Genomic DNA, 21,490 nt, shown 5'->3' with positions numbered 1-21,490 from the left:
TCAACGTGCTTTCGGTTTCAGCCGCACGTAGACCTGCTTGCGCACGCGGGCGATCACCTCGCCTGACGCGGTAACGACATCGGTCTCGAACCAGTGCAGCACCTTGCTGCCGTCGACGGCTTCGGCGCGCAGTTGGTCGACCACAGCCGGATCGAGTTTGAAATGGGCGTAGACGTCTTCACGACCCGGTGCGACGAAGTCGATCGCACCGGCCTTGTCCCAGACGAAGTAGTCGTTGCCGAGCTGGTGCATCACCAGCAGCATCCAGAACGGGTCGGTCATCGCGAACAGATTGCCGCCGAACTGGCTGCGGACGTAGTTGCGGTTCCACGGGCGCAGGCGCAGCACGACTTTAGCCTCGCTGTAGTCAGCGCTGATGCTCTGCACGCGGATGCTGTTGAAGAGGAACGGCGGCCACAGGTTGAGCACGCGGCGGAAGGTGGATGCTTTCATCGGGCCGTTCCAGGCAGATCATCGTGGATCGCCATCAAAACAGCATCGACGCCATCTTGCGACGATAGCGGCTGACCAGCTCGGCATCGTCGAGTGTGGTGAATGCGGCGATCAGACGTTTCTTGGCCTGATGGTCGTTCCACTCGCGCGCCCCCTTGAGGACGATCAGAAATTCGTCGAGCCCTGCTTCCGGATCATCTTCCAGCAGCAGGCGCACGCCGAGCAGATCGTGCGCGGCCCAGTCGCTGGCATCGGTGGCGATGCGCTGGCGCAGTTCCGCCATCGCTGGCGCTCCTTCCAGCGCGCGTGCCAGATCGAGCTGGCTGCGCAGGCGTTGTGCACGTGGGTCGATGGCCAGGTTGGCCGGCAGGGCGGTGAGCTCGGTTTCGGCGGCGTCGGCCTGGCCAGCGCCCATCAGCGCCAGCGCCAGTTCGAGTTTCAACTCGGCCTTGTCGGGCTCGGCGGCGATGGACTGCTGCAGTCGGATAAGAGCCTGCTCGGGCGTTTCCTGCTCGGCGTCATCGATGGCATCCGGTTCCGGCGAGGCCTCGAGCGGCTGCACGTGGCGTGAGAGGAATTCGCGCAGCTGGCCTTCGGGCAGCGCGCCGGCAAAGCCGTCCAGCACCTGGCCATCCTTCACCAACATCACGGTAGGGATACTACGGATGCCGAACATCCCGGCGAGTTCCTGCTGCGTGTCGACGTCGACCTTGCCCAGCCGGAACGCACCGTTGTATTCGACGGCGAGCTTTTCCAGCATCGGGCCGAGCGTCTTGCACGGCTCGCACCAGGTGGCCCAGAAATCCACCAGCACCGGCGTGGTCATGGAGGCTTGGAGCACCTCGGCCTCGAAGCGTTGCTGATCCACATCGAAAACATGGGAAGAGGCAGCAGTTTCAGTCACGGGAATTTCCATCTCGGCGGATACAGTTCAGTCAGTAGTAGTGTCAGATCGGGGCACCGCCAAGCATATCAAGCCCGTTGGGCGGTGCTTGCGGTTCAGCGCGAGTGCGCCAGATTTGCGAGAATCAGTCAGTCCACCAAGTCCAAGTCATGGCAAGAGCATCGAGTGCATGAGCACGACGTCACCTGAAGCACTGCAAATCTGCGAGGAGTGCGATACGGTCCACCGCCGTCGCGCGATGACGCATGGCGAAGTGGGCAAGTGTGCATGCTGCGGGGCGACGCTGGAGCATTATCACAGCCTCGATCCGAACACGATGCTGGCGTTGGTGCTGACGGCTTTTGTCGTATTCATCCAGGCCAACCTATGGCCGATCGTCACGCTGGGCCTAAACGGTCGTCAAAGCAGTACCACGCTGTGGGGCGCGATTATTGCGATGTGGCAGGAGCAGGCGCAGGTCATCGCGGTGATAGCTGCGGCCACGCTGTTCTTTTTCCCACTGGTAAAGATGCTGTCGATCGGCTGGCTGCTGTGGTTCGCACGTCAGCATCGCTGCGCACCGGGTTTTGTGCCGATCATGGTGACCTTGCATTACATCGGACCCTGGACCATGAGCGAGGTGTTCGTTCTTGGAGCGCTGGTGGCGATCGTCAAGGCCAAGGTCTATTTCGACGTGATGGCGGACCCGGGCATCTACGCTTACGCCGTGTTGACGGTGTTGATCACCATCTTTGCCCGGGTCGATATGCGCGAGCTGTGGAATATGCGCATGAAGGAATCGGTATGAGCGCACCCGAAAAGGTGCCCGCGCTGCCGCGTGCGGCGGATCTGGGATTGATCGGCTGCCACGTCTGCCGGCTGGTTTGTCGTGAGGCGCCAGACGATGACGGCGGTATGGAATGCCCGCGCTGCGGCTCCGCACTGCATCGGCGCAAGCCGGCCAGTTACACGCGCACCTGGGCGCTGCTGCTGGCCGCCTTCATGATGTATGTGCCAGCCAACCTGCTGCCGATCATGCGTACGGCCAGCCTCAATGACGTGGACGACAACACCATCCTCAGCGGCGTAAAGGAGCTGTGGGTCAACGGTTCGGGGGATCTTGCGGTTATCGTCTTTGTCGCCAGCATCATGGTGCCCATGCTGAAATTCCTGGTGCTTGGCACGCTGCTGATCAGCAGCCAGCGCCGCACCGACTGGGCGCAGCTTCAGAGGGCCAAGTTGTACCGGCTGGTGGAATTCATCGGCTACTGGTCGATGCTGGATGTTTTTGTGGTGGCGCTGCTGTCGGCGCTAGTGCGTTTCAACGTGTTGAGCCGGGTCGAGCCTTTGCCTGGCGTGATTTTTTTCGGCCTGACCGTGGTATTGACCATGCTGGCTTCGATGAGCTTCGACCCCCGGCTGATATGGGATAGCAGAGATAGCGATGACTGACGAAAGCAGCAACGAACTGGGCAAGCCCGAACGCGATGAGCTGCCGCGTCCGGTGGTCAAGCGCCGCCGGCGCTTCAGCGCATCGCTGATCTGGCTGGTGCCGGCGCTGGCGGCGGTGATCGGTATTTCATTGATCATCAACAGCCTGCTGCAGGCCGGTCCGGAGATCACCATCACCTTCCTGACGGCCGAAGGCCTGGACGCCGGCAAGACGCCGGTGAAATACAAGAATGTGGTGATCGGCAAGGTCGACAAGATCAGCCTCAGCGAGGACCGTTCCCATGTGAAGGTTCGCGTGGCACTGGAGAAAAGTGCCAAGAGCTTTGCCACCGATGGCACGCGTTTCTGGGTTGTGCGGCCGCGTATCGGCATCGGTGGCGTGTCCGGCATTGATACTCTGCTGTCGGGTGCCTTCATCGGTGCCGACGTCGGCGATTCGCAGACGTCGCAGGAAGACTTCCAGGGCCTGGAGACACCGCCAGCGGTAAACCACAACGCGCCTGGTCGCAGTTTCGTGTTGCACAGCGATGATCTGGGTTCAATCGATATCGGTTCGCCGGTTTATTACCGGCGGATCCAGGTCGGTCGTGTCGTGTCGTATCGGCTGGACGTGGACGGCAAAGGCGTCTCGATGCAGATATTTATCGATGGGCCTAACGACAAGTTTGTAACGACTTCCACGCGCTTTTGGAATGCCAGCGGCGTGGATGTTTCGCTCGGTGCCGACGGGTTGAAACTCAATACCGAGTCGCTGGCAACCGTGATCGCCGGTGGCATGGCGTTTCAGGACCCCGCCGGCCCGCACGACAGCACGCCCGCGGGCCAGGATGCCCAGTTCCAGCTGTTTGCCGATCAGGGCACCGCCATGGCGCCGCCCGATGGCACGCCGCGTTACATCCGGATGCGCTTCGAGAAATCCATGCGCGGGCTCGATGTCAATGCGCCAGTGGAGTTCCTTGGCGTGAAGATCGGTAACGTGGTGTCGGTCCGCCTCGATTACGACGAGAAGACGCAGAGCTTCCCGCTGATCGTTGGCGCAGTGGTTTATCCGCAGCGCCTGGGCAGCGCGTACGACAAGCTGCAGGCGCTGGCAAAGGCACAGGGAGACAACCCGGACATGACGCAGATGATGAGTCGACTGGTCGATCACGGCCTGCGGGCGCAGGCGCGCACCGGCAACCTGCTCACCGGCCAACTCTATATCTCGATGGACTTCATAAAGAACACGCCCAAGGTGGCTTTCGACATGAATGCCCGGCCGTTGATGATCCCGACCGCAGCCGGCAGCTTCGACAAACTGCAGGAGCAGGCAGCCGAGATTGTCGACAAGATCGACAAGATCCCGTTTGAGGCGATCGGCAACAACCTCAACCAGACCCTGGCCGGGCTCAGCGCGACACTGAAACAGGTCAACGGCAAGACGCTGCCCGAGCTCGACACCACCATGAAGGGTGTGCAGAAAACCGTTAACACAGCAGGTGACGCACTCTCCGGCGATTCGCCGTTGCAGCAGAATTTGGGCAACACGCTGGAAGAAGTGCAGCGGACGGCGCGTTCATTGCGTGTGCTGGTCGATTATCTGGGCGATCATCCCGAGGCGCTGATCCGCGGGCGTCGCCCCGATGCGAAGCCAGCCCCGTCGACCACGCCTACCCATCCACCGCAGCAAGGGAGCAAGCCATGATTCGTCCGGGTCTTATTCGTACCGGCCAGCGTCTGCTTGGCTTTGCCGTCGTGCTGACGCTGGCGGCCTGCGCTTCGGCGCCGCTGCATTACTACACCCTCGTCACACCGGCGACTGATCCAGTTGACGCTGCGTCGAACCCGGCGACGGCTTCGTTGCCGTTCGAGCTGCTGCCGGTCAGCGTGCCGGCGCAGGTCGACCAGCCGCAGCTGGTGGTGCGCGAGGGTAGTCAGGGCGTGGCGCTGCTCAACGGCGAACGCTGGATCGCGCCGCTTGGCGACGAGCTCCGCAGTGCGCTGTCGGCCGACCTTGCGCGCCAGCTGCATAGCCAGGATGTCAGCGGATTGCCGAGCAACGACAAACCGCTGTTGCGGATCAAGCTGGACGTGCGCCGTTTCGATTCGCAGCCCGGCAGCTATGCGCTGATCGATGGTGCCTGGAGCGTGCGGGTGATGCGCGGCGCCAATGCAAAGGGTGGCACACTGTCGTGTACCAGCCGCGTCAGCGAGACGGTCGGCGCCGGTTACGATGCTCTGGTCCAAGGTCATCAGCGCGCGATCGGTCAGCTGGCCGCGCAGATCGCGGCGGCGGCGCAGTCGCTTGGCAACGGCCAGACGCCGGTGTGTCCCAGCTCTTGATATAGGTCCATGAACTCGTCAAGGCTTGGCGCCGGGGCCGCGCTGGGCTAGTCTGATCCGTTAACCGCAGCCGGCTCCCGCCGGCTTGCGCTCACCGCACCACGGCGCCGGAATCATGCAGGACATTCAAGACCCCAACTCCCTGTCACAGGGGGCTGCCGAGTCGGGCCAGTTGCCGGAGCAGGGCTACGCCGCTGCGGCCGTAGAAAGCGCCGCGCAGCAGTACTGGGGCGAGCAGCACGCTTACGAGGTGAAGGAGGATTCCTCCAAGCCGAAGTTCTATTGCCTGTCGATGTTGCCGTATCCGTCCGGTGCGTTGCATATGGGCCACGTGCGCAATTACACCATCGGCGACGTGATCAGCCGCTTTCAGCGCATGCAGGGCAAGAACGTGCTGCAGCCGATGGGCTGGGACGCGTTCGGCCTGCCTGCCGAAAACGCCGCGATCAAGAACAAGACCGCACCAGCCAAGTGGACCTACGCCAACATCGAGCATATGCGCAGCCAGCTGCAGTCGATGGGCTACGCGATCGACTGGACCCGCGAGTTCGCCACATGTCGCCCCGACTATTACGTGCACGAACAGCGGATGTTCGTGCGACTGATGAAAAAGGGCCTGGCTTACCGTAAGAATTCGGTAGTGAACTGGGACCCGGTCGACCAGACCGTGCTGGCCAACGAGCAAGTGATCGACGGCCGTGGCTGGCGTACCGGCGCGCTGGTGGAGAAGCGCGAAATTCCGCAGTGGTTCCTCAAGATCACGGATTACGCGCAGGAACTGCTGCAGGGTTTGGACACGCTGCCGGGCTGGCCCGACGCGGTCAAGACGATGCAGCGCAACTGGATCGGCCGCAGCGAAGGTCTGGAGATCCGCTTCGCGGTGAAGGACGTGGATGGCCAGACGGTTGAGCTGCTGGATCAGCTCTCATTGGACGTGTTCACCACGCGCCCCGACACGCTGATGGGCGTCACCTTCGTATCCATCGCGGCCGAACACGCGCTGGCCGTGCATGCGGCGCAGAACAATTCGCAGCTGGCGGCGTTCATCGCCGAACTGCGCCAGGGTGGCGTGTCCGAAGCCGAGCTGGAGACACAGGAAAAGCGCGGCATGGACACCGGCCTGCGCGCGATCCACCCGATCAACGGCGAAGAGCTGCCAGTCTACGTGGCCAATTTCGTGTTGATGGGTTACGGCACCGGCGCGGTGATGGCTGTGCCGGGGCACGATCAGCGCGACTGGGAATTCGCCAAGAAATACAGCTTGCCGATCCGCATGGTGATCGTCGATGCGTCGGTGATCGATGCGCTGGGCGAAATTCAGCACGATCTGTCATTGGGCGTTGGTGTCGATCCGATGCAGGCCGCATTGAGCGGCCGCGATCTGAACGCGCAGGACATCTCCGCGCCGCTGCGCGTGGTCGAGGAATTCGAGCGTCGCATTCTTGAGGATGCCGCCTGGGGCCCGCGCGGCATCCTGGTCAATTCCGGCGAATACGACGGCATGGATTTCAGCCAGGCGCTGAATGCACTGGCCACGCGCTTCGAGCGTGACGGTACCGGTTCGCGTCGGGTCAATTACCGCCTGCGCGACTGGGGCGTCAGTCGCCAGCGTTACTGGGGCTGTCCGATTCCGGTGATCCGTTGCGAACATTGCGGCGACGTGCCGGTGCCCGAAGATCAGCTACCGGTGATCCTGCCGGAAGACGTGGCGGACGCGTATTCGAAAGTCGGCACTGTGCAGTCGCCGATCAAGGCTGATCCGGAGTGGCGCAAGACCATTTGCCCGCAGTGCGGCGGCGCGGCCGAGCGCGAAACGGATACCTTCGACACCTTCATGGAGTCGAGCTGGTACTACGCCCGTTACACCAGTCCAGGCGCCAGCACGCAGGTCGATCAGCGCGCCAATTACTGGTTGCCGGTCGACCAGTACATCGGTGGTATCGAGCACGCGATCCTGCACCTGCTGTACTTCCGCTTCTATCACAAGCTGATGCGCGACGAGGGGCTGGTGCTGAGCGACGAGCCGGCGACCAATCTGCTGTGCCAGGGCATGGTGATTGCCGAAACCTATTATCGCGACAACGCCGACGGCTCGAAGGACTGGATCAATCCGGCCGACGTCGAGATCGAGCGCGACGAGCGCGCACGGGTGATCGGTGCCCGCTTGAAAACGGACGGTCAGCCGGTGCAGATCGGTGGCATCGAAAAGATGTCCAAGTCCAAGAACAACGGCATCGATCCGCAGACCATGGTCGGCAAGTACGGCGCCGACACCGTGCGCCTGTTCTCGATGTTTGCCGCGCCGCCGGAGCAGTCGCTGGAATGGAGCGAGGCCGGTGTCGAAGGCATGTCGCGCTTCCTCAAGCGTGTATGGCGCGAAGTGACGTCGCACGTGGCCAATCCCGATCATCCGGTGGTCGATCCGGGCGCGCTGGATGCGGGGCAGAAAGCCATGCGCCGGCAGGTGCATGAAACCATCCAGAAGGTCAGCGACGATTTCGGTCGACGCCACGCGTTCAACACTGCCATCGCCGCGCTGATGGAGCTGCTGAACGCCCTGAACAAGTTCAGCGACCAGAGCGATCAGGGCCGTGCCGTGCGGCATGAGGCGCTGGAAGCGATGGTGCTACTGCTCAATCCGGTGGTGCCGCATATCAGCCACGCGCTGTGGCAGGTGCTGGGCCATCCGCAGACCGTGCTGGAAGATCAGCGCTGGCCGCAGGCCGACTCCGCGGCGCTGGTTCGCGATACGCTCACGCTCGCCGTTCAGATCAATGGCAAATTGCGCGCTACCATCGAGCTGCCGACCAATGCCTCGAAGGAAGAAGCCGAGGCGATGGCGCGGGCGCAGCCGCAGGTAATGCATTTTCTCGAAGGTCTGAACGTGCGCAAGGTCATCGTGGTACCAGGCAAGATCGTCAACATCGTCGCAGGATGAAATCCATGAGCTTCATGAAAATCGGCCGTCCGTTTCAGATTTCACTCGTCCAGGTTTCGCTGCTGCTGGTTTCCGCCGTTGCGCTAGCGGCATGCGGTTTTCATCTGCGCGAAAACGTGAAGCTGCCGGCGTCGGTCCAGAAGGTGCACATCACCACCGGTGTCGGCGATTTCCAGCGCATGCTGGCGCGGGCGCTTGAGGTTGCCGGTGTTGACGTCAAGGATGAGAGCGGCCCGGGCATCGCCGAGCTACGCGTACCGGTGGCCACATTCTCGACCGATACGCTGACCGCCGGCGGCTATGCGCGCATCACCGAGTACGCGGTGCGTTACAACGTGCAGTTCAGCGTGATCGATGAGGTTGGCAACGTGATCATAGCGCCCCAGACCATCAGCATGCAGCGCGAATACAGTTATGACGCGACCAATACCATCGGTAACGCTTCAGAGGTAAGCCAAATCCAGCTAAGCCTCAATCAGGACATGGTACAAGCGATCCTGTTCCGGCTGCAGGCGGTCACCAAGCACCAGATGGCAACGCAGGCTGCTGCCGCGAGTGCGACGAACGCTGCACCTGCGGCAGCCTCCAGCACGCACTGATGCCGCTCAGCTCCGGCCAGTGGCAGAAGGCGTTGGCGGCCGAGAGTCTGGCTTCCGTCTATCTGCTGGCGGGTGAAGAATTGCTGGTGCTGGAAGCGGCCGATGCGCTGCGCGCACGGGCAAAAAAACTCGGTTACCCCGAGCGCGAAGTACTTGAGGTCGGCCAGCATTTCGACTGGGATGATCTGGCTCGTGCCGCCGCCGGCATGTCGCTGTTTTCCGCGCGGCTGTTCATCGATCTGCGACTGCCCACCGGCCGGCCGGGCATAGATGGCGCCAAGGCGATCAATGCCTTTTGCGCCGATCCACCGCCCGATGTGACCCTGCTGATTACCGCGATGGAATGGAGCAGCAAGCACGACGGTGCGTGGAGCAAGAAGCTCGATGCCAGCGGCAACATGGTGGTATTCAACGCGCCGCGCGCGAACGAGTGGGGTGCCTGGATCAGCGCGCGGCTTGCTACGCGCGGACTGTCCGCCACGCCTGACGCGGCCGCGCTGCTGGCCGAACGCGTCGAAGGCAACCTGCTGGCCGCGGCGCAGGAAATCGACAAGCTTGCCGTGCTGCACGGGCAGGGCCGCATTGATGCCAGAGAGATCGAGAGTCTGGTCGCTGACAGCGCCCGCTACGACGCCTTCAAGCTCACCGACGCGGCGTTTGCGGGTGAGGGTGCCCGTGCGCTGCGTATTCTTGCTGGCTTGCGCGCCGAGGGCGATGAGCTGATCGCCCTGATGGGCTGGCTGGTCAACCAGCTGCAGCTTGCGCTGCGTCTGGCCAACGCCAACGATTTTGCGGCCCAGGCCAAGACCGAGCGGCTGTGGCAGGCGCGCGAACAGCTCTTTCGCAAGGCCCTGCGCCGCGCGCCGCGCGAGCACTGGCTGCAATGTCTCGCCCGCGCTGCGCGCATCGACCGCATGGCCAAGGGGCGCGAAGCCGGCAATCCGTGGCAGGAAGCCGAGCGGCTGATCGCCGCCATCGCCGAGCCACGCGCTGCTGCGACGCTGGCGCAGAGTCTGGCCTGATGGCAGCGCGACCGCTCGCGATTTTTGGCGGTACCTTCGATCCCGTGCATATCGGTCACCTCAGCGTGGCCTGGGAAGCGTCCGAGTTGCTCGACGCCGACGTGCATCTGATGCCGGCCAGCGTGCCACCGCACCGGCCGCCACCGACAGCAAGCGCCGATCAACGCGTCGCGATGCTGAGTGCCGCACTACAGGGCCAGTCACGGTTGATACTCGATAGCCGAGAGCTGCAGCGCAGTGGACCGTCCTACACCATCGATACGCTGATCGAACTGCGCGCGGAACAGGGTGATCGCCCGCTGGTACTGCTGATTGGCGCCGATGCTTTCGCCGGACTGCCCAGCTGGGATCGATGGCTGGAGATCTTCGATGTCGCTCACATTGGCGTACTGAGTCGGCCGGGTATCGATGCCACGTTGCCCGATGCTCTGCTTCAATTCATCAACGACCGGCGTGTGGAATCCAACGCTGAATGGCGTGGCACCCCGGCGGGCAAAGTCATCGAACTGACCGTCACCCCATTGGAAATTTCCGCCACCCGCATCCGCGAACTGCTCGCTGCGGGGCGCGATCCGCGTTATCTCTTACCCGCGGGTTTGTTTGATGATGCGCAGCTGCTGGCGCCGTATCGTTCGTGAGATCGGCCGGCATTTTGCGTTGAACGGTTGAACGTAGGTTGGGGTTCACTTGCGCTCATCCCAACCTACGCAAAAGGCATGATCAAGCTTTGGTGGAAGCGGGCTGACCTTCGGGAGCGCCGCGTTCAAGCACATCCGGTAGTGCGTGGCCGTTCTCGGTAAAGCTCAGCGAGATGGAGTTTAGGCAGTGGCGGTCGCCGGTAGGTTTGGGGCCATCGGGGAAGACGTGGCCGAGATGGCTGCCGCAGCGGGTGCACACTTCCTCGGTACGGATCATGCCGTAGCTCGTATCGCGGATCAGCGTGATGTGCGCATCGTCATACGGCTGGAAGAAGCTGGGCCAGCCGGTGCCGGAATCGAATTTGGCATTGGAGCGGAACAGCGGCAGGCCGCAGAAACGGCAGGTGTAGACGCCATCTTTCTTGTTGTCGAGAAAAACCCCGCAGAAGGCTGCCTCAGTGCCGTGTTCCAGCAACACGCGCTTCTCGTCGCGATCGAGTCCGGCGGTGATTTGCTTGCGCTGTGCGTCGGTAGGCGGCGTAAGGTCAAAGGCAGTCATGGCAGCTCCCAGGCATAGGATGACGAAGGCGTAAGTCGCCTCTTTCGATGTTGGGATGCGTTGCGCTCGATCCAACCCATGCGCTTACAAAGCCGGCTATGCATCGGGACACGATACCCAGCCTGTGCTTCGATGTCTCCGTTTCCCGCTAGAGCAACCCGGATAGTTCTACGTTCCCCAAATACCGGATTACATCGAACTCAACTGCCCACGGACGTCATTGATCGAGGCCCGAATCCGGGCGCTGAAAACCGAGTCCTCGTGATGGATCAGCAGCAGCCGCTCGGTAGCGCGGGTCATGGCGACATAGAGCAGACGTGCTTCGTGGGATTCGTCTTCGCCGGGTGCGGGCATCTGGCCGAGGCCGGGAATGATCACGACCGGAAATTCCAGGCCCTTGCTGGATTTCATACTGACGATGCGAAGGGCATCCTTGACCAGGAACAGCGAGGCCTTGCCCTTGTCATCGGCCAGCCGGCAGCTGATGCCGGCATGGTCCAGTGCGTCACGCCACTGCTCGCCCTGCTTGTTATGGCGAAACAGTATTGCGATATCGTCGAGGCGACGGCCATGCGCCTGTTCGTCGCGGATCTGGCTGATCAGGGTGGCGATCTCTTCGCTGGCGCTATTGACGCGGATCAGTTCGGGCACGGCGCCGCGGCGGCCAGCGCTTTCCGGTGCGATCAACGGCACGCCGTCGTCATCGCCGGCGTGTGCATCGAGCAGTTCGCTGGCGAAGCCGCGTGCGACAGCGAGAATTTCCAGCGTATTGCGATAGTTGAGCTTGAGGATGGTGGTGCGGCCCTGCGCCTGTACGCCGAGGCTTTTCCAGGTGAATTTGCGACGGTCAGTGCGGCCATTGATGTTCTGCGCATCGTCGTACAGCACCAGCAGCGAGTTGGTATTCGGATCGATCATCTGCACGATCAGCTTGTACCAGTCCGGCTCGAAATCATGGCCCTCGTCGATCAGCACAGCACCGTACTGGAAGCGTGGAATCTGGCCTTTCTCGACGCCGTTGATCACCTTCTGCACCATCTGTGCAAAGAAATCCTTGCTGCCTTGGGCCGGCCGGTCCACGTGGTAGGCCGTGAGCATCTTGTGGCACCACTTGTGGAAGTTGTACACCTGTACTTTTTCGCTGAGACCGCGCTCGCCAATCAGCTGGTCGAGCCGCGCGGCCAGCGTCTTGTTGTAGCAGAGCACCAGGATGGGCTTGGCCAGCTCGCGTGCCAGTTGCATTGCGCGAAAGCCCAGGATCATCGTTTTGCCTGATCCGGCGACGCCATGGATAACCCGGTGTTCGTCGCCTAGCGAGCGCGCCAGTTGCTCCTGCTGCGCATCCATCACCTTGACCAAGTCGGGAATCTCCAGCGGTCGCGTGATTGTGCCAGTGTTGTCGAACAGGCCGAATTGCCCCTCGCCCGGCGCTACCCGAATTTCCGGAAACAGGTGCCAGCGCACGCGATCGATCTGCGGCAGTGTGAGGGCGGTGGGAAACACCTGCGGAAACATCGCCCACAGCCGCTCCTGAAAGGCCTCGGAGTCGACTGTGTCGTAGATCTCGTCGCGGCAGATCGTCAGGTGGGCGGGGATCACCGCATCCAGACCGCCGTCGATGAACTGCTTGCGGCCGATATTGGCCAGCACCACGCCGTAGGCCCACGGCATGACCAGCTTGCCGGCATGGCGGCTGCTCGGCGGATGTCGCAATGCGGGGTCGCGCTCCAGTACCACGCCGATCTCCAGCGCATAGGCACGCGCCTGCAGCAGCGGGTTGGCTTCCTTCACCAGGCCGCGATCGGTAATCAGGGTGAACTGGGTGCTGTCGGCGTGCTGGATGGTTTCGGCTTTCCAGTCCTTGACCTCCAGCACCAGCATGCCGCGACGTGGATGGAACACCACGAAATCCGGGCGCCGCTGCTTCAGGCCGATCGGTACGTCGTACCACAGCAGGTAATCGTCTTCGAGCTTGCTTTCGAGTCGTTCGGAGAAGCGCTTTTCGCCGCCGGTCATTCGGGGCAGACAGCCATTGCGGGTCGGAGTAAGTGTGGCCATCCTGCGTCCAGAAAGTGTCTGTCGTCGAAAGTAGCGAAAAGCGCCGGCGTGTCAACGCTCACCTTTACGTGTCGCCGATCCCGTATCTTAGTACCCGCCAGGTTCGGGGGCGGTAGGAGTGGTACAAGGGGCAGGGGCGGCGCTTGAACATCGTGCGGTGATTTGGCCAAGGAATGATTGATGCCGTTTCAGATTGAAACGCTTTCACTGATAAGCGCTCTGCAGACGGCGTTTATGGCGCTGATGCTTTGGGCTGGGACTTACGGAGAGCCGGGTCGTGTCCGCCGTAGCCTGCGTATCCGGTCGGCGGCGCTGGCGGTGGAGGCGTTAGGTTGGGGGACTCTGGCAGCGCACGCTTATCTGCTGCCCACGATGCTGCTGCTGGGCGGCAATGCGTTTAATCTGCTTGCGCAAGGCATGAGTGTGATTGCCCTGCGCATGCTGCTTGGCGAAAGCCTGCGCGGTCGGCTGGTGCTTGCAGTGGGCGTGTTCGGCTGGCTTGGTGTGGCCTGGTTTGGCCTGATCGAGCCAAACTACCAGGCACGGGTGCTTTGGGGCTCGCTGGCCATTGCGATAAATATTCTGCTCAGCGTCGAGGCGCTGGTGGGCGTTACGGTGCGCCGCGGTTCGCGCGCGCGCTTCGTGCTGCTGAGCGTCTTTGCAATGGCGGCCGCGTTGTTGATATGGCGCAACGTCCAGCTGTGGCTGAACGACTACCCGTTGCATGGCATCACCGCGCCGAACAACACCAATTTCCTCTACGTGCTGCTTTCCGGCTTGCAACCGCTGTTTGCCGGTATCGGTTTTCTGCTGCTTTACAACGAAATCCTGCAGCAGGAACTGCATTTGCTGGCGCGTCTTGACCCGTTGACTGGCGTGAGCAATCGGCTGGCGATCAACGAGGCAACGACGCTGATGCTGGCCCACTCGTCCCGGTACCGCCAACCACTGGGTGTGCTGATGCTCGACGCCGACCACTTCAAGAGTGTCAACGATCGCTTCGGCCACAATGGCGGGGACAAGGTCTTGCGTTCGCTGGTATTGAGTATCCGTACCACGTTGCGTGAGTCTGACTTGATAGGCCGTGTTGGCGGCGAAGAGTTTGTGGTGTTGTCGCCTGGGGCGGATCTTGCGGGAACCCTGATGCTCGCCGAACGCGTCCGTGCCACGGTCGAAAAGACGCCGTTGACGATTGACGGCCAATCGGTGACGCTGACTGTGTCAGTGGGCGTAGCCAATGCGGCGTCAAGTGATCGCGACGGCAGTACATTGCTGCAGCGGGCCGACGCCGCACTGTACGCCGCCAAGCGGGCAGGCCGTAACCGGGTGGAAGCGGCGATGGCGGAAAAAAGCGTCGAGCCATCGAGCTGACTGCAATTTCAGGAGGCGACGCGCGCTTCGCCGGGCCAGTGGGCCAGCGTGCTCGCAGGTACGCCCACGCGTCGGCATGAGCGGCTGGCGATACCGTCTTTCAATGCGGCGCGGAATACCGGTGCGATCGACCACAAGGCATGCGCGGCCAGCTTCGCCTGTCGTTGCTGCCACGGGGTGTGGCACAGCATCTGGCTGGCCCAGTCCGGCAACAAGGCGGCGCCGGCCAGCAGGAATAGATCGCGCGACAGTCCGGCTGCAGGTACCGGTAACTTCACCTGCGAAAGCAGCTGCAGCACTTCGCGCGACCGATCAGTAAAAGCCAGTTCCGGCTGAATACGTTTGAAGTAATCGGTGACGTCTTGCTCCGATGCGGGTACGTCGCGAGCCCCCAGTGCTTCGGCAATGCGGCGCACTTCGTTGTAGTAGCGGTCGGCGGCACCAACGGGCAGCGTGACGTGGCTATAGCGGCGATAGCCCTGCAAAAAACTGTACGCCTCCGTGACGTGAACCCACGTCAGCAAATGTGGATCATCCGCAGCGTATGGACGTCCATCTTCGCCATGGCCTTTGACGTAGGCATGAATGCGGCGGACATGTGCGATCAGTGCGTCGGTGGCTGCCAGCGGCGCGTACGTTGTGGCACCTACAAACAGGGTGGTGCGTCGGAGTCGGCCAATCAGATCCTCGCGAAAATTGGAGTGGTCCCAGACGCCGGCGAGCGCCAGCGGATGCAGCGTCTGCAAGGTCAGCGCGGCGAGGCCACCGGACAACATGCCCGGGAAATCCGAGTGCACGCGCCACGTCGCGCTGTCCGGCCCGAACAAGCCAGGATCGCCGAGCGGCTGGTCATAATCGATACGGCTGCTGCCTTCGCTGGGCGGAAATGCACTGAGCACCCAGTGCCGGATCGCTGCGCGAACCGGACTGAGCGATCCGCCGGCGGCGCGGGCGAGTAGATGAAGAGAAGGTGGCATGTCTGAATCTTAGAGCCTGTTAGCAAGCTGCGCGTGGCCGGCATGGTCCATCGATAGCGTGTCGTTTACATCCGTAACGCGTTGGCTGCCGTTCTTCTCCAGGTCATTCCGGTGCAAGCTGCAATCCGGCTTGCAGTTGGCTCAAGTAGTCAGCGTCGTCGGATATTTGTTTGGCGCAGACGGCCGGAGCGGCATCGGATCCGGCGTCGTCCCGGGCAGGCAGGGTTTGATTTGGCTGCCTGATGTGCTATTTCTATAAACCCATGACATTTCCTTCCGCCCGCCTCTATTTCTGGTTTTATGGCTATCAGATGCCGCAGGCGGAGCCAAGGGTGCGATCGTAAGTTACCGATTAAGCGAATCCCGAAAGCCGCCAGCTCACCACTGGCGGCTTTTTTCATGGCCGCCAGTGAATCTCGATCAACCATATCTGGATCACCAAGGAATCACCGCATGAACGCTGCCATCACGAACAACCACAACGACGATCTTCGCATTCGCGAACTCAAGCGTCTGAGCACGCCCGCTGAGGTTATCGGTGACTGCGGCGGTAGCGACAGCGCCAGTGCCACCGTGGCGCAGACGCGGAGCAGGCTGCACGCCATTCTCGAGGGAAGGGACGACCGGCTTGCGGTAGTCATTGGCCCGTGTTCCATCCATGACACCGCTGCTGCGCTGGAATATGCCGAACGATTGCGGCAGCAGCGCGAGCTGCACGCCGACACGTTGGAAATCGTAATGCGCGTCTACTTCGAAAAACCGCGCACCACGGTGGGCTGGAAAGGCTTGATCAACGATCCCGGTCTGGACGGCAGCTTCCGGATCGATCGCGGCCTGCGCCTGGCGCGCGGTCTGCTGATCGGCATCAACGCGATCGGTGTGCCGGCTGGCTGCGAATTCCTCGACATGATCACGCCGCAATACATCGCCGATCTGGTCAGCTGGGGCGCGATCGGCGCACGCACCACGGAGAGCCAGGTGCATCGCGAACTGGCGTCGGGTCTGTCGTGCCCGGTTGGTTTCAAGAATGGCACCGACGGCAACGTGAGGATCGCCGCCGATGCGGTGCAGGCGGCGTCGCAGCCGCATCATTTCCTGGCCGTGACCAAGGATGGCCGCACCGCGATTGCCGCCACCGCCGGCAACGAGGACTGCCACGCGATTCTGCGCGGCGGCAGCTCACCCAACTACGACGCCGACAGCGTCGAAGCGGCCTGCGCGGTGCTCGTCAAGGCGGGTTTGTCGCCGCGGTTGATGATCGATGCCAGTCACGCCAACAGCAGCAAGAAGCCGGAAAATCAGCCAGCAGTGATTGACAATATCGCCGGCCAGGTCGCGGCGGGTGAATCACGCATCATGGGCGTGATGGTGGAGAGTCACCTGGTCGGTGGCAGGCAGGATATCGAATCAGGCCAGCCGTTGGTTTACGGTCAAAGTATCACCGATGGATGTATCGACTGGGACAGCTCGGTGACGGTACTGGAGCGTCTTGCCGACGCGGTAAGACAGCGTCGCCGTCTCCACGCGAGGCACGCTGCTTGATTCAAGTGCTTGATGCCAAGATGAAGGTGGCGCCGGTGCGGGCGCCACTTCTACTTCGTCGGAAAGCTCAGCTCTCCAGCGTCGCATCCAGCGTGATCGTCGCCTTGAGTACTTTGGAAACCGGGCAACCCTCCTTTGTCGCCTGTGCAATCTTGGCAAAGGCTGCAGCATCGGCACCTGGCACCCTGGCTTTGCAGGTCAAATGCACGGCGGTGATCGAAAAGCCTTCGCCGTCTTTGTCCAGCGTCACCACGGCCTTGGTGTCGATGCTGTCAGCGGTCAGCTTGGCTTTGCCCAGCTCAAGCGACAGCGCCATTGAGTAGCAGCCGGCATGGGCTGCACCGATCAATTCTTCGGGATTGGTACCGGGACCGTCCTCGAAACGGGATTTGAAGCCATACGGCGCCTCGCGCAATACGCCAGTCTCGGTCGAAATACTCCCCTGGCCGTCCTTGATGCCGCCAGACCAGTGGGCGGATGCGGATTTCTTCATGGTGCTCTCCTGTCGGGTTGAATGCTTTGAGGAGGCAGCGTGTCAGACCATTCATGCAGATGGCGCGAATGGATTGATGGTCAGGCTTAACAAGCTGTTTCGGCTTTCAGGCCGTATGCTCGGGCATCAGGTGCAATGCCGAGGTTCTTATGCTGTTCGATATTCATCACGATCACGCTGCGCGACGCTTCGAAACAACGGTAGATGGTGTGCATTGTCTGTTGGACTACACCCTGGCCGATGGAGTCGCTACATGCGTAATGACGATTACCCATACCGACGTACCGGTCGAAGTCGGTGGTCGCGGTATTGCATCGGCCTTGGTAAAGGCGGCAATGGATGCTGCCCGCACCCGGGGGTGGAAGGTGATACCAGCCTGTTCCTATGCGGAGAACTGGATGAAGCGCCACGCCGACTACCACAATTTGCGCGCATGACGATCCAGCGGATCGCGGCGTCCGGCTATCATCGGACCGTCCGCGGCAATGACGTCGCGCGTGCTGGAGCTATCCTTTGTCTGCATTCCCTGATGATTTCCACGGCTGGATTGCCAGCAGTTCATCCATCGCTATGTTGAAGCTGGCACGAGAATGAGCACGATGTCATCGAAATCCGCAAAAAGAACTTCGGCAAAAGCATCGTCGCCAATGCCTCCCGATGACACATCATCGCCGTCGAAGTCGTTCGAGCAGACGAGGCATCCGGTGAAACACCGATGGCGACCACTGCATTTCATCAGGGCACGGCCGCGAATGCTTATTGCGCTGGCGATTTTCGTTATCACCAGCGGCGTGCTGGTAGAAACCGGAGCGCGCGTCTCCAATGCGGTTCTGTTGGGTTTTGACCTTGGTGCCGTGGTGTTTCTGAGCATTTTGGCGCGTCTGTTCAACCAGTCCTCGCCGACACGCATGCGTCGGCAGGCACGTGCACAGGACACCGGGCGCTGGGGCATTCTGTGGAGTGGCATCGTGCTGTCATCAGTGGTGTTGGTGGCATTGAGCAACGAGTTGCACGCGGCGAAGAGCGGCGGCTTGCCGTCGCTGGTGGTTGGTGTGCTGAGTGTGGTGCTGACCTGGTTGTTCCTCAACGTCATGTTTGCCATGCATTACGCGCACGGGTTCTACGGCGACTATGGCGAGAAACATACCGGGCTCGATTTCCCCGATACGCCGGAGCCGGATTACTGGGATTTTGCGTATTTCGCGATTGTGATCGGCATGACATTCCAGGTCTCCGACGTGCAGATCACCAGCCGCTATCTGCGGCGGGTAGCGCTGCTGCACAGCATCATCGCGTTTTTTTTCAACGTGTTCATCATCGCGATCACGGTGAATATCGTGGCGGGGCAAAGCTAGGACCGTGCGCCAGGCTTCATCTAAGAAGCTGTTTAAAAACCTACTGCGCTCGGTATTTCGGGCGCGTACGGTGCTCGGAATCCTCATGTACCTCTACGTACACTCCGGTTCCTGCGCTCCGTGCGCACCCGAAATCCCTTCGCTCGCTACGGTTTTTAAACAGCTTCTAAGAAACGTTCGGCGGCGATGTAACTGTCGGCAAGCCATCGGCGAATAAGGTTATGGAGACATGACAAAACGTCTCCATCCCTCTTAATTCAAGGACTTTGCCATGAACGTACGTCTCGCAACCCTTCTTCTCGCCGGCATGACCTGTGGTTTTGCCGCCACCTCTGCGTTTGCGCAGGATGCGATGGCTCACAGCTCCAGCTCGGCGATGTCGCATGACTCGATGAAAGGTGACGCCATGAAAAGCGATTCCATGAAGCACGATTCAATGAAGAGTGATTCGATGAAGAATGGCGCCATGAAAGGTGATTCGATGAAACATGACTCCATGTCACACGATTCGATGAAAAGCGACTCGATGAAGCATGATTCAATGAAGGCTCCAGCCAGCGGCAGCAGCTCGGGCCACTAATCGCCGAGTGGGCTTGTTTTCGAGGGGTGTGCGATGACGACGCTCCTTCGCTGTGATGTGCGGTATGCGTTGTTACGCGCTCAACAGCCGATGATCAACCGCGCATAATGGCTGGATATCCCGCTGGAGGCGGTCAGCCGTGAACGACTCGTTTGTCCGTGATCTTGGCATTCAACATCCACTGATCCAGGCACCTATGGCGGGTTCGACGACGCCGGATCTGGTCGCGGCCGTATCCAGTGCCGGTGGTTTGGGTTCGCTCGGCGCGGGTTACCTGGAGCCGCAGGCGATTCTGGATCAGGCGGCGCAGATTCGACGGCTCACCGATCGCCCGTATGCGATCGGTTTGTTCGTCCTGCCAGACGAGTTCGTCGTCGATATGGCCGCGGTGATCAAGGCGCGCGAGCAACTCGATGCGTTGATGGAACGAGAAGGTCTCGCGGTACGCACCAGTCTGCCGACGCGCTGGGCTCCGCGATTTTCCGATCAGTTGGCGGCTCTATATGAGGCGCGGCCCGCAGTGGCGATTTTCGCTTTCGGATTGATCGAGGCCACGCAAATACGCAAATTGAAACAACGCAACATCATCGTGATTGGCACGGCGACCACGGTGGCTGAGGCGCGTGCCTGGGCAGAATGCGGCGCCGATGCGGTAAGCCTTCAGGGGGCAGAAGCCGGTGGCCATCGCGGCACGTTTCTGCATGATGTCGACGCTGCGATGATCGGCCTGTTTGCTCTGTTGCCCATGGCGGTGCGCGCGATAGACATTCCCGTGATTGCTGCGGGTGGGATCATGGATGGGCGCGGCATGCTGGCTGCGGAAATTCTCGGCGCATCGGCCAGCCAGCTGGGGACCGCTTTTCTGGGTTGTCCGGAGAGTTCGGCCGCCGAGTCATGGAAACATGATCTCCTGCAGGCTGAAGATCATCGCGTCACCACCATCCGCAGCTTCTCCGGTCGTGCCGCGCGTGGCTTGCGCAACCGTTACGTGGAGGCGATGGAGCTGGCCGTGGCCAACCTGCCGGCCTATCCCGTTCTGAACGCGCTCACCGCACCGCTGCGCCGCGCGGCGGCCGAGGCGGGTCGTGGCGATCTGCTGTCTGAATGGTGCGGACAGGCGGCAACGCTGGTGCGGCCGATGCCAGCCGCGGATCTGGTGGGTGTCCTGATGGATGAATATGGCGCGGCCCGGCGCTCTTTGGCTGTTTGACGTGCCGGCGGGGCAGGCCGGTTATACTGCGCCCGCGCCATTCCGCGCTGTTATCTGTATCGAGGCTCCCCCTCTTGAGTACTGCCCGTACCAACAAGGCCGTCACCACGGCCACTCTGCGCAAGTCAGTGATCGACGCGCTGGAAGAATTGAAGGCCAAGGACGTTCGCGAAATCGATGTTCGCGGCAAGACCTCCATCGCTGATCTGCTGGTGATCGCTTCCGGTACCTCTGCCCGCCACGTCAAGTCCATTGCCAACGAAGTCACCAAGTTCGCCAAGCAGGCGGGCGTCGCGCCGCTCGGCGTGGAAGGCGAAGTCGAAGGTGAGTGGGTGCTGGTGGATCTGGGCGACGTCATCGTCCACGTGATGCTGCCGCGCATCCGCGAGTTCTATGGCCTCGAGCGCCTGTGGACCGTGGGCGATCACGGCCACGACTTCGACGCCGCGCAAGCCGGCTGAGCAAGCGCTGGCATGCGCGCACGCCTGATTGCCGTGGGCGAACGCATGCCCGGCTGGGTGGCGGAAGGCTTTGCCGAATACCGCAAGCGGCTCTCGCATGACCTGCCACTGGAACTGATCGAACTCAAGCCCGGCATCCGCGGCAAAGGCCGCGATGACGTCCGTGCCATGCAGGATGAAGGCGCCGCGATACTGGCTGCTCTGCCACGTGACATCCACGTCGTGGCGCTCGATGGCCGCGGCAAAACCTGGTCCAGTGAAGAACTCGCCGAACAGCTGGCGCGCTGGCGCATGAGCGGGCGTGATCTGGCCTTTCTCATCGGTGGCCCCGATGGCCACGCACCTGAGGTGCTCGCGCGCGCCGAACAGAGCTGGTCGCTCGGGCCATTGACGCTGCCGCATATGCTGGTGCGATTGGTGGTGGCTGAACAACTGTACCGCGCAACCACCCTGCTGGCAGGCCACCCTTACCATCGGGCCTAGGAGCCTGGGCGGTAGAAACCAAGCGGCTGCGGTTGCGCTCTTTTGGCCAGCTTTCCGCTCCTTTTCGTTGAATAGCTACGGCTATTCGCCTCAA

Annotated in this window: 22 protein-coding genes; 16 read left to right on the top strand and 6 right to left on the bottom strand. The window is 61.6% G+C overall.

The genetic code is table 11. The annotated features are described in order from the left end of the window. Both HDE80_RS04590 and trxA read right to left on the bottom strand, forming a co-directional pair. Complete coding sequence (locus tag HDE80_RS04590) at window positions 1-453, bottom strand: DUF4442 domain-containing protein (protein WP_184668324.1); 453 nt, start codon at window positions 451-453, stop codon at window positions 1-3. 34 nt (window positions 454-487) lie between these two features. Then, window positions 488-1,357, bottom strand: a complete 870-nt coding sequence (gene trxA, locus HDE80_RS04585) for a thioredoxin (RefSeq protein ID WP_184668323.1) — start codon at window positions 1,355-1,357, stop codon at window positions 488-490. Window positions 1,358-1,526: 169 nt separating this feature from the next. On the opposite strand from trxA, the gene HDE80_RS04580 reads away from it, so the two are divergent. From HDE80_RS04580 to nadD, 8 genes are all read left to right on the top strand, one after another. After that, complete coding sequence (locus HDE80_RS04580; protein ID WP_184668321.1) at window positions 1,527-2,144, top strand: paraquat-inducible protein A; 618 nt, start codon at window positions 1,527-1,529, stop codon at window positions 2,142-2,144. 14 nt (window positions 2,145-2,158) lie between these two features. Then, window positions 2,159-2,788: a paraquat-inducible protein A gene (locus tag HDE80_RS04575; RefSeq protein ID WP_184668882.1), complete on the top strand. Its 630-nt coding sequence runs from the start codon at window positions 2,159-2,161 to the stop codon at window positions 2,786-2,788. Continuing rightward, complete coding sequence (locus tag HDE80_RS04570; protein WP_184668319.1) at window positions 2,781-4,472, top strand: MlaD family protein; 1,692 nt, start codon at window positions 2,781-2,783, stop codon at window positions 4,470-4,472. The genes HDE80_RS04575 and HDE80_RS04570 overlap by 8 nt, the downstream gene beginning before the upstream one ends. Beyond that, on the top strand, window positions 4,469-5,110 hold the full coding sequence (locus HDE80_RS04565; RefSeq protein WP_184668317.1) for a PqiC family protein: 642 nt from the start codon (window positions 4,469-4,471) through the stop codon (window positions 5,108-5,110). The genes HDE80_RS04570 and HDE80_RS04565 overlap by 4 nt, the downstream gene beginning before the upstream one ends. 115 nt (window positions 5,111-5,225) lie before the next feature. Further along, complete coding sequence (leuS, locus tag HDE80_RS04560; RefSeq protein ID WP_184668315.1) at window positions 5,226-8,048, top strand: leucine--tRNA ligase; 2,823 nt, start codon at window positions 5,226-5,228, stop codon at window positions 8,046-8,048. A 5-nt stretch (window positions 8,049-8,053) separates the two neighbouring features. Next, on the top strand, window positions 8,054-8,647 hold the full coding sequence (gene lptE, locus HDE80_RS04555; protein WP_184668309.1) for an LPS assembly lipoprotein LptE: 594 nt from the start codon (window positions 8,054-8,056) through the stop codon (window positions 8,645-8,647). Continuing rightward, window positions 8,647-9,669 (top strand): DNA polymerase III subunit delta, encoded by a 1,023-nt coding sequence (gene holA, locus HDE80_RS04550; RefSeq protein WP_184668307.1) that lies wholly within the window; start codon window positions 8,647-8,649, stop codon window positions 9,667-9,669. The genes lptE and holA overlap by 1 nt, the downstream gene beginning before the upstream one ends. Then, entirely contained in the window at window positions 9,669-10,307 is a 639-nt protein-coding gene (gene nadD, locus HDE80_RS04545; protein WP_184668305.1) for a nicotinate-nucleotide adenylyltransferase, read from the top strand. Before holA ends, nadD begins: the two co-directional genes overlap by 1 nt. An 82-nt stretch (window positions 10,308-10,389) precedes the next feature. On the opposite strand, the gene msrB is transcribed toward nadD, so the two are convergent. Then, window positions 10,390-10,866, bottom strand: coding sequence for a peptide-methionine (R)-S-oxide reductase MsrB (msrB, locus tag HDE80_RS04540; RefSeq protein ID WP_184668304.1), 477 nt, complete (start codon window positions 10,864-10,866; stop codon window positions 10,390-10,392). Window positions 10,867-11,055: 189 nt separating this feature from the next. Then, window positions 11,056-12,924 (bottom strand): 3'-5' exonuclease, encoded by a 1,869-nt coding sequence (locus HDE80_RS04535; RefSeq protein WP_184668302.1) that lies wholly within the window; start codon window positions 12,922-12,924, stop codon window positions 11,056-11,058. 180 nt (window positions 12,925-13,104) lie between these two features. Here HDE80_RS04535 and HDE80_RS04530 point away from each other — a divergent pair, with 180 nt between their 5' ends. Then, window positions 13,105-14,295, top strand: a complete 1,191-nt coding sequence (locus tag HDE80_RS04530) for a GGDEF domain-containing protein (protein WP_184668300.1) — start codon at window positions 13,105-13,107, stop codon at window positions 14,293-14,295. Window positions 14,296-14,303: 8 nt separating this feature from the next. On the opposite strand, the gene HDE80_RS04525 is transcribed toward HDE80_RS04530, so the two are convergent. Further along, entirely contained in the window at window positions 14,304-15,272 is a 969-nt protein-coding gene (locus HDE80_RS04525) for an oxygenase MpaB family protein (RefSeq protein ID WP_184668298.1), read from the bottom strand. Between the two features lie 453 nt (window positions 15,273-15,725). Between HDE80_RS04525 and HDE80_RS04520 the strand changes: the two genes are divergently transcribed. Continuing rightward, entirely contained in the window at window positions 15,726-16,814 is a 1,089-nt protein-coding gene (locus HDE80_RS04520) for a 3-deoxy-7-phosphoheptulonate synthase (RefSeq protein ID WP_184668297.1), read from the top strand. Window positions 16,815-16,881: 67 nt separating this feature from the next. Here HDE80_RS04520 and HDE80_RS04515 read toward each other — a convergent pair whose 3' ends face one another. After that, the gene (locus HDE80_RS04515) at window positions 16,882-17,307 is read right to left on the bottom strand and encodes an OsmC family protein (RefSeq protein ID WP_184605032.1); all 426 of its coding nucleotides are present in this window, start codon (window positions 17,305-17,307) and stop codon (window positions 16,882-16,884) included. 149 nt (window positions 17,308-17,456) lie between these two features. Between HDE80_RS04515 and HDE80_RS04510 the strand changes: the two genes are divergently transcribed. The 6 genes from HDE80_RS04510 (at window position 17,457) to rlmH (ending at window position 21,396) form a co-directional block, all read left to right on the top strand. After that, the gene (locus HDE80_RS04510) at window positions 17,457-17,744 is read left to right on the top strand and encodes a GNAT family N-acetyltransferase (RefSeq protein WP_184668295.1); all 288 of its coding nucleotides are present in this window, start codon (window positions 17,457-17,459) and stop codon (window positions 17,742-17,744) included. A 315-nt stretch (window positions 17,745-18,059) separates the two neighbouring features. Further along, window positions 18,060-18,662, top strand: a complete 603-nt coding sequence (locus HDE80_RS04505) for a DUF1345 domain-containing protein (RefSeq protein WP_255483579.1) — start codon at window positions 18,060-18,062, stop codon at window positions 18,660-18,662. Between the two features lie 271 nt (window positions 18,663-18,933). After that, a complete protein-coding gene (locus HDE80_RS04500; RefSeq protein ID WP_184668291.1) occupies window positions 18,934-19,242 on the top strand; it encodes a pentapeptide MXKDX repeat protein in 309 nt (102 codons plus the stop codon). 139 nt (window positions 19,243-19,381) lie between these two features. Next, window positions 19,382-20,452: a nitronate monooxygenase gene (locus HDE80_RS04495; RefSeq protein ID WP_184668289.1), complete on the top strand. Its 1,071-nt coding sequence runs from the start codon at window positions 19,382-19,384 to the stop codon at window positions 20,450-20,452. A gap of 74 nt (window positions 20,453-20,526) precedes the next feature. Further along, window positions 20,527-20,913 (top strand): ribosome silencing factor, encoded by a 387-nt coding sequence (gene rsfS, locus HDE80_RS04490; RefSeq protein ID WP_179479612.1) that lies wholly within the window; start codon window positions 20,527-20,529, stop codon window positions 20,911-20,913. 12 nt (window positions 20,914-20,925) lie between these two features. Next, window positions 20,926-21,396, top strand: coding sequence for a 23S rRNA (pseudouridine(1915)-N(3))-methyltransferase RlmH (gene rlmH, locus HDE80_RS04485; RefSeq protein WP_184668280.1), 471 nt, complete (start codon window positions 20,926-20,928; stop codon window positions 21,394-21,396). The last annotated feature ends 94 nt before the right edge of the window (window positions 21,397-21,490 follow it).

The sequence above is a fragment of the Rhodanobacter sp. A1T4 genome, from assembly GCF_014207185.1.
Taxonomy (GTDB): domain Bacteria; phylum Pseudomonadota; class Gammaproteobacteria; order Xanthomonadales; family Rhodanobacteraceae; genus Rhodanobacter.
This window is presented reverse-complemented; position numbering and strand designations above follow the sequence as displayed.

Excerpts from the sequence above, each read along its gene's own strand:
- HDE80_RS04590 (WP_184668324.1), bottom strand. The coding sequence starts at position 453 with ATGAAAGCATCCACCTTCCGCCGCGTGCTCAACCTGTGGCCGCCGTTC.
- HDE80_RS04580 (WP_184668321.1), top strand. The coding sequence starts at position 1,527 with ATGAGCACGACGTCACCTGAAGCACTGCAAATCTGCGAGGAGTGCGAT.
- HDE80_RS04570 (WP_184668319.1), top strand. The coding sequence starts at position 2,781 with ATGACTGACGAAAGCAGCAACGAACTGGGCAAGCCCGAACGCGATGAG.
- HDE80_RS04565 (WP_184668317.1), top strand. The coding sequence starts at position 4,469 with ATGATTCGTCCGGGTCTTATTCGTACCGGCCAGCGTCTGCTTGGCTTT.
- leuS (WP_184668315.1), top strand. The coding sequence starts at position 5,226 with ATGCAGGACATTCAAGACCCCAACTCCCTGTCACAGGGGGCTGCCGAG.
- lptE (WP_184668309.1), top strand. The coding sequence starts at position 8,054 with ATGAGCTTCATGAAAATCGGCCGTCCGTTTCAGATTTCACTCGTCCAG.
- holA (WP_184668307.1), top strand. The coding sequence starts at position 8,647 with ATGCCGCTCAGCTCCGGCCAGTGGCAGAAGGCGTTGGCGGCCGAGAGT.
- nadD (WP_184668305.1), top strand. The coding sequence starts at position 9,669 with ATGGCAGCGCGACCGCTCGCGATTTTTGGCGGTACCTTCGATCCCGTG.
- msrB (WP_184668304.1), bottom strand. The coding sequence starts at position 10,866 with ATGACTGCCTTTGACCTTACGCCGCCTACCGACGCACAGCGCAAGCAA.
- HDE80_RS04535 (WP_184668302.1), bottom strand. The coding sequence starts at position 12,924 with ATGGCCACACTTACTCCGACCCGCAATGGCTGTCTGCCCCGAATGACC.
- HDE80_RS04530 (WP_184668300.1), top strand. The coding sequence starts at position 13,105 with ATGCCGTTTCAGATTGAAACGCTTTCACTGATAAGCGCTCTGCAGACG.
- HDE80_RS04525 (WP_184668298.1), bottom strand. The coding sequence starts at position 15,272 with ATGCCACCTTCTCTTCATCTACTCGCCCGCGCCGCCGGCGGATCGCTC.
- HDE80_RS04520 (WP_184668297.1), top strand. The coding sequence starts at position 15,726 with ATGAACGCTGCCATCACGAACAACCACAACGACGATCTTCGCATTCGC.
- HDE80_RS04515 (WP_184605032.1), bottom strand. The coding sequence starts at position 17,307 with ATGAAGAAATCCGCATCCGCCCACTGGTCTGGCGGCATCAAGGACGGC.
- HDE80_RS04510 (WP_184668295.1), top strand. The coding sequence starts at position 17,457 with ATGCTGTTCGATATTCATCACGATCACGCTGCGCGACGCTTCGAAACA.
- HDE80_RS04505 (WP_255483579.1), top strand. The coding sequence starts at position 18,060 with ATGCTTATTGCGCTGGCGATTTTCGTTATCACCAGCGGCGTGCTGGTA.
- HDE80_RS04500 (WP_184668291.1), top strand. The coding sequence starts at position 18,934 with ATGAACGTACGTCTCGCAACCCTTCTTCTCGCCGGCATGACCTGTGGT.
- rlmH (WP_184668280.1), top strand. The coding sequence starts at position 20,926 with ATGCGCGCACGCCTGATTGCCGTGGGCGAACGCATGCCCGGCTGGGTG.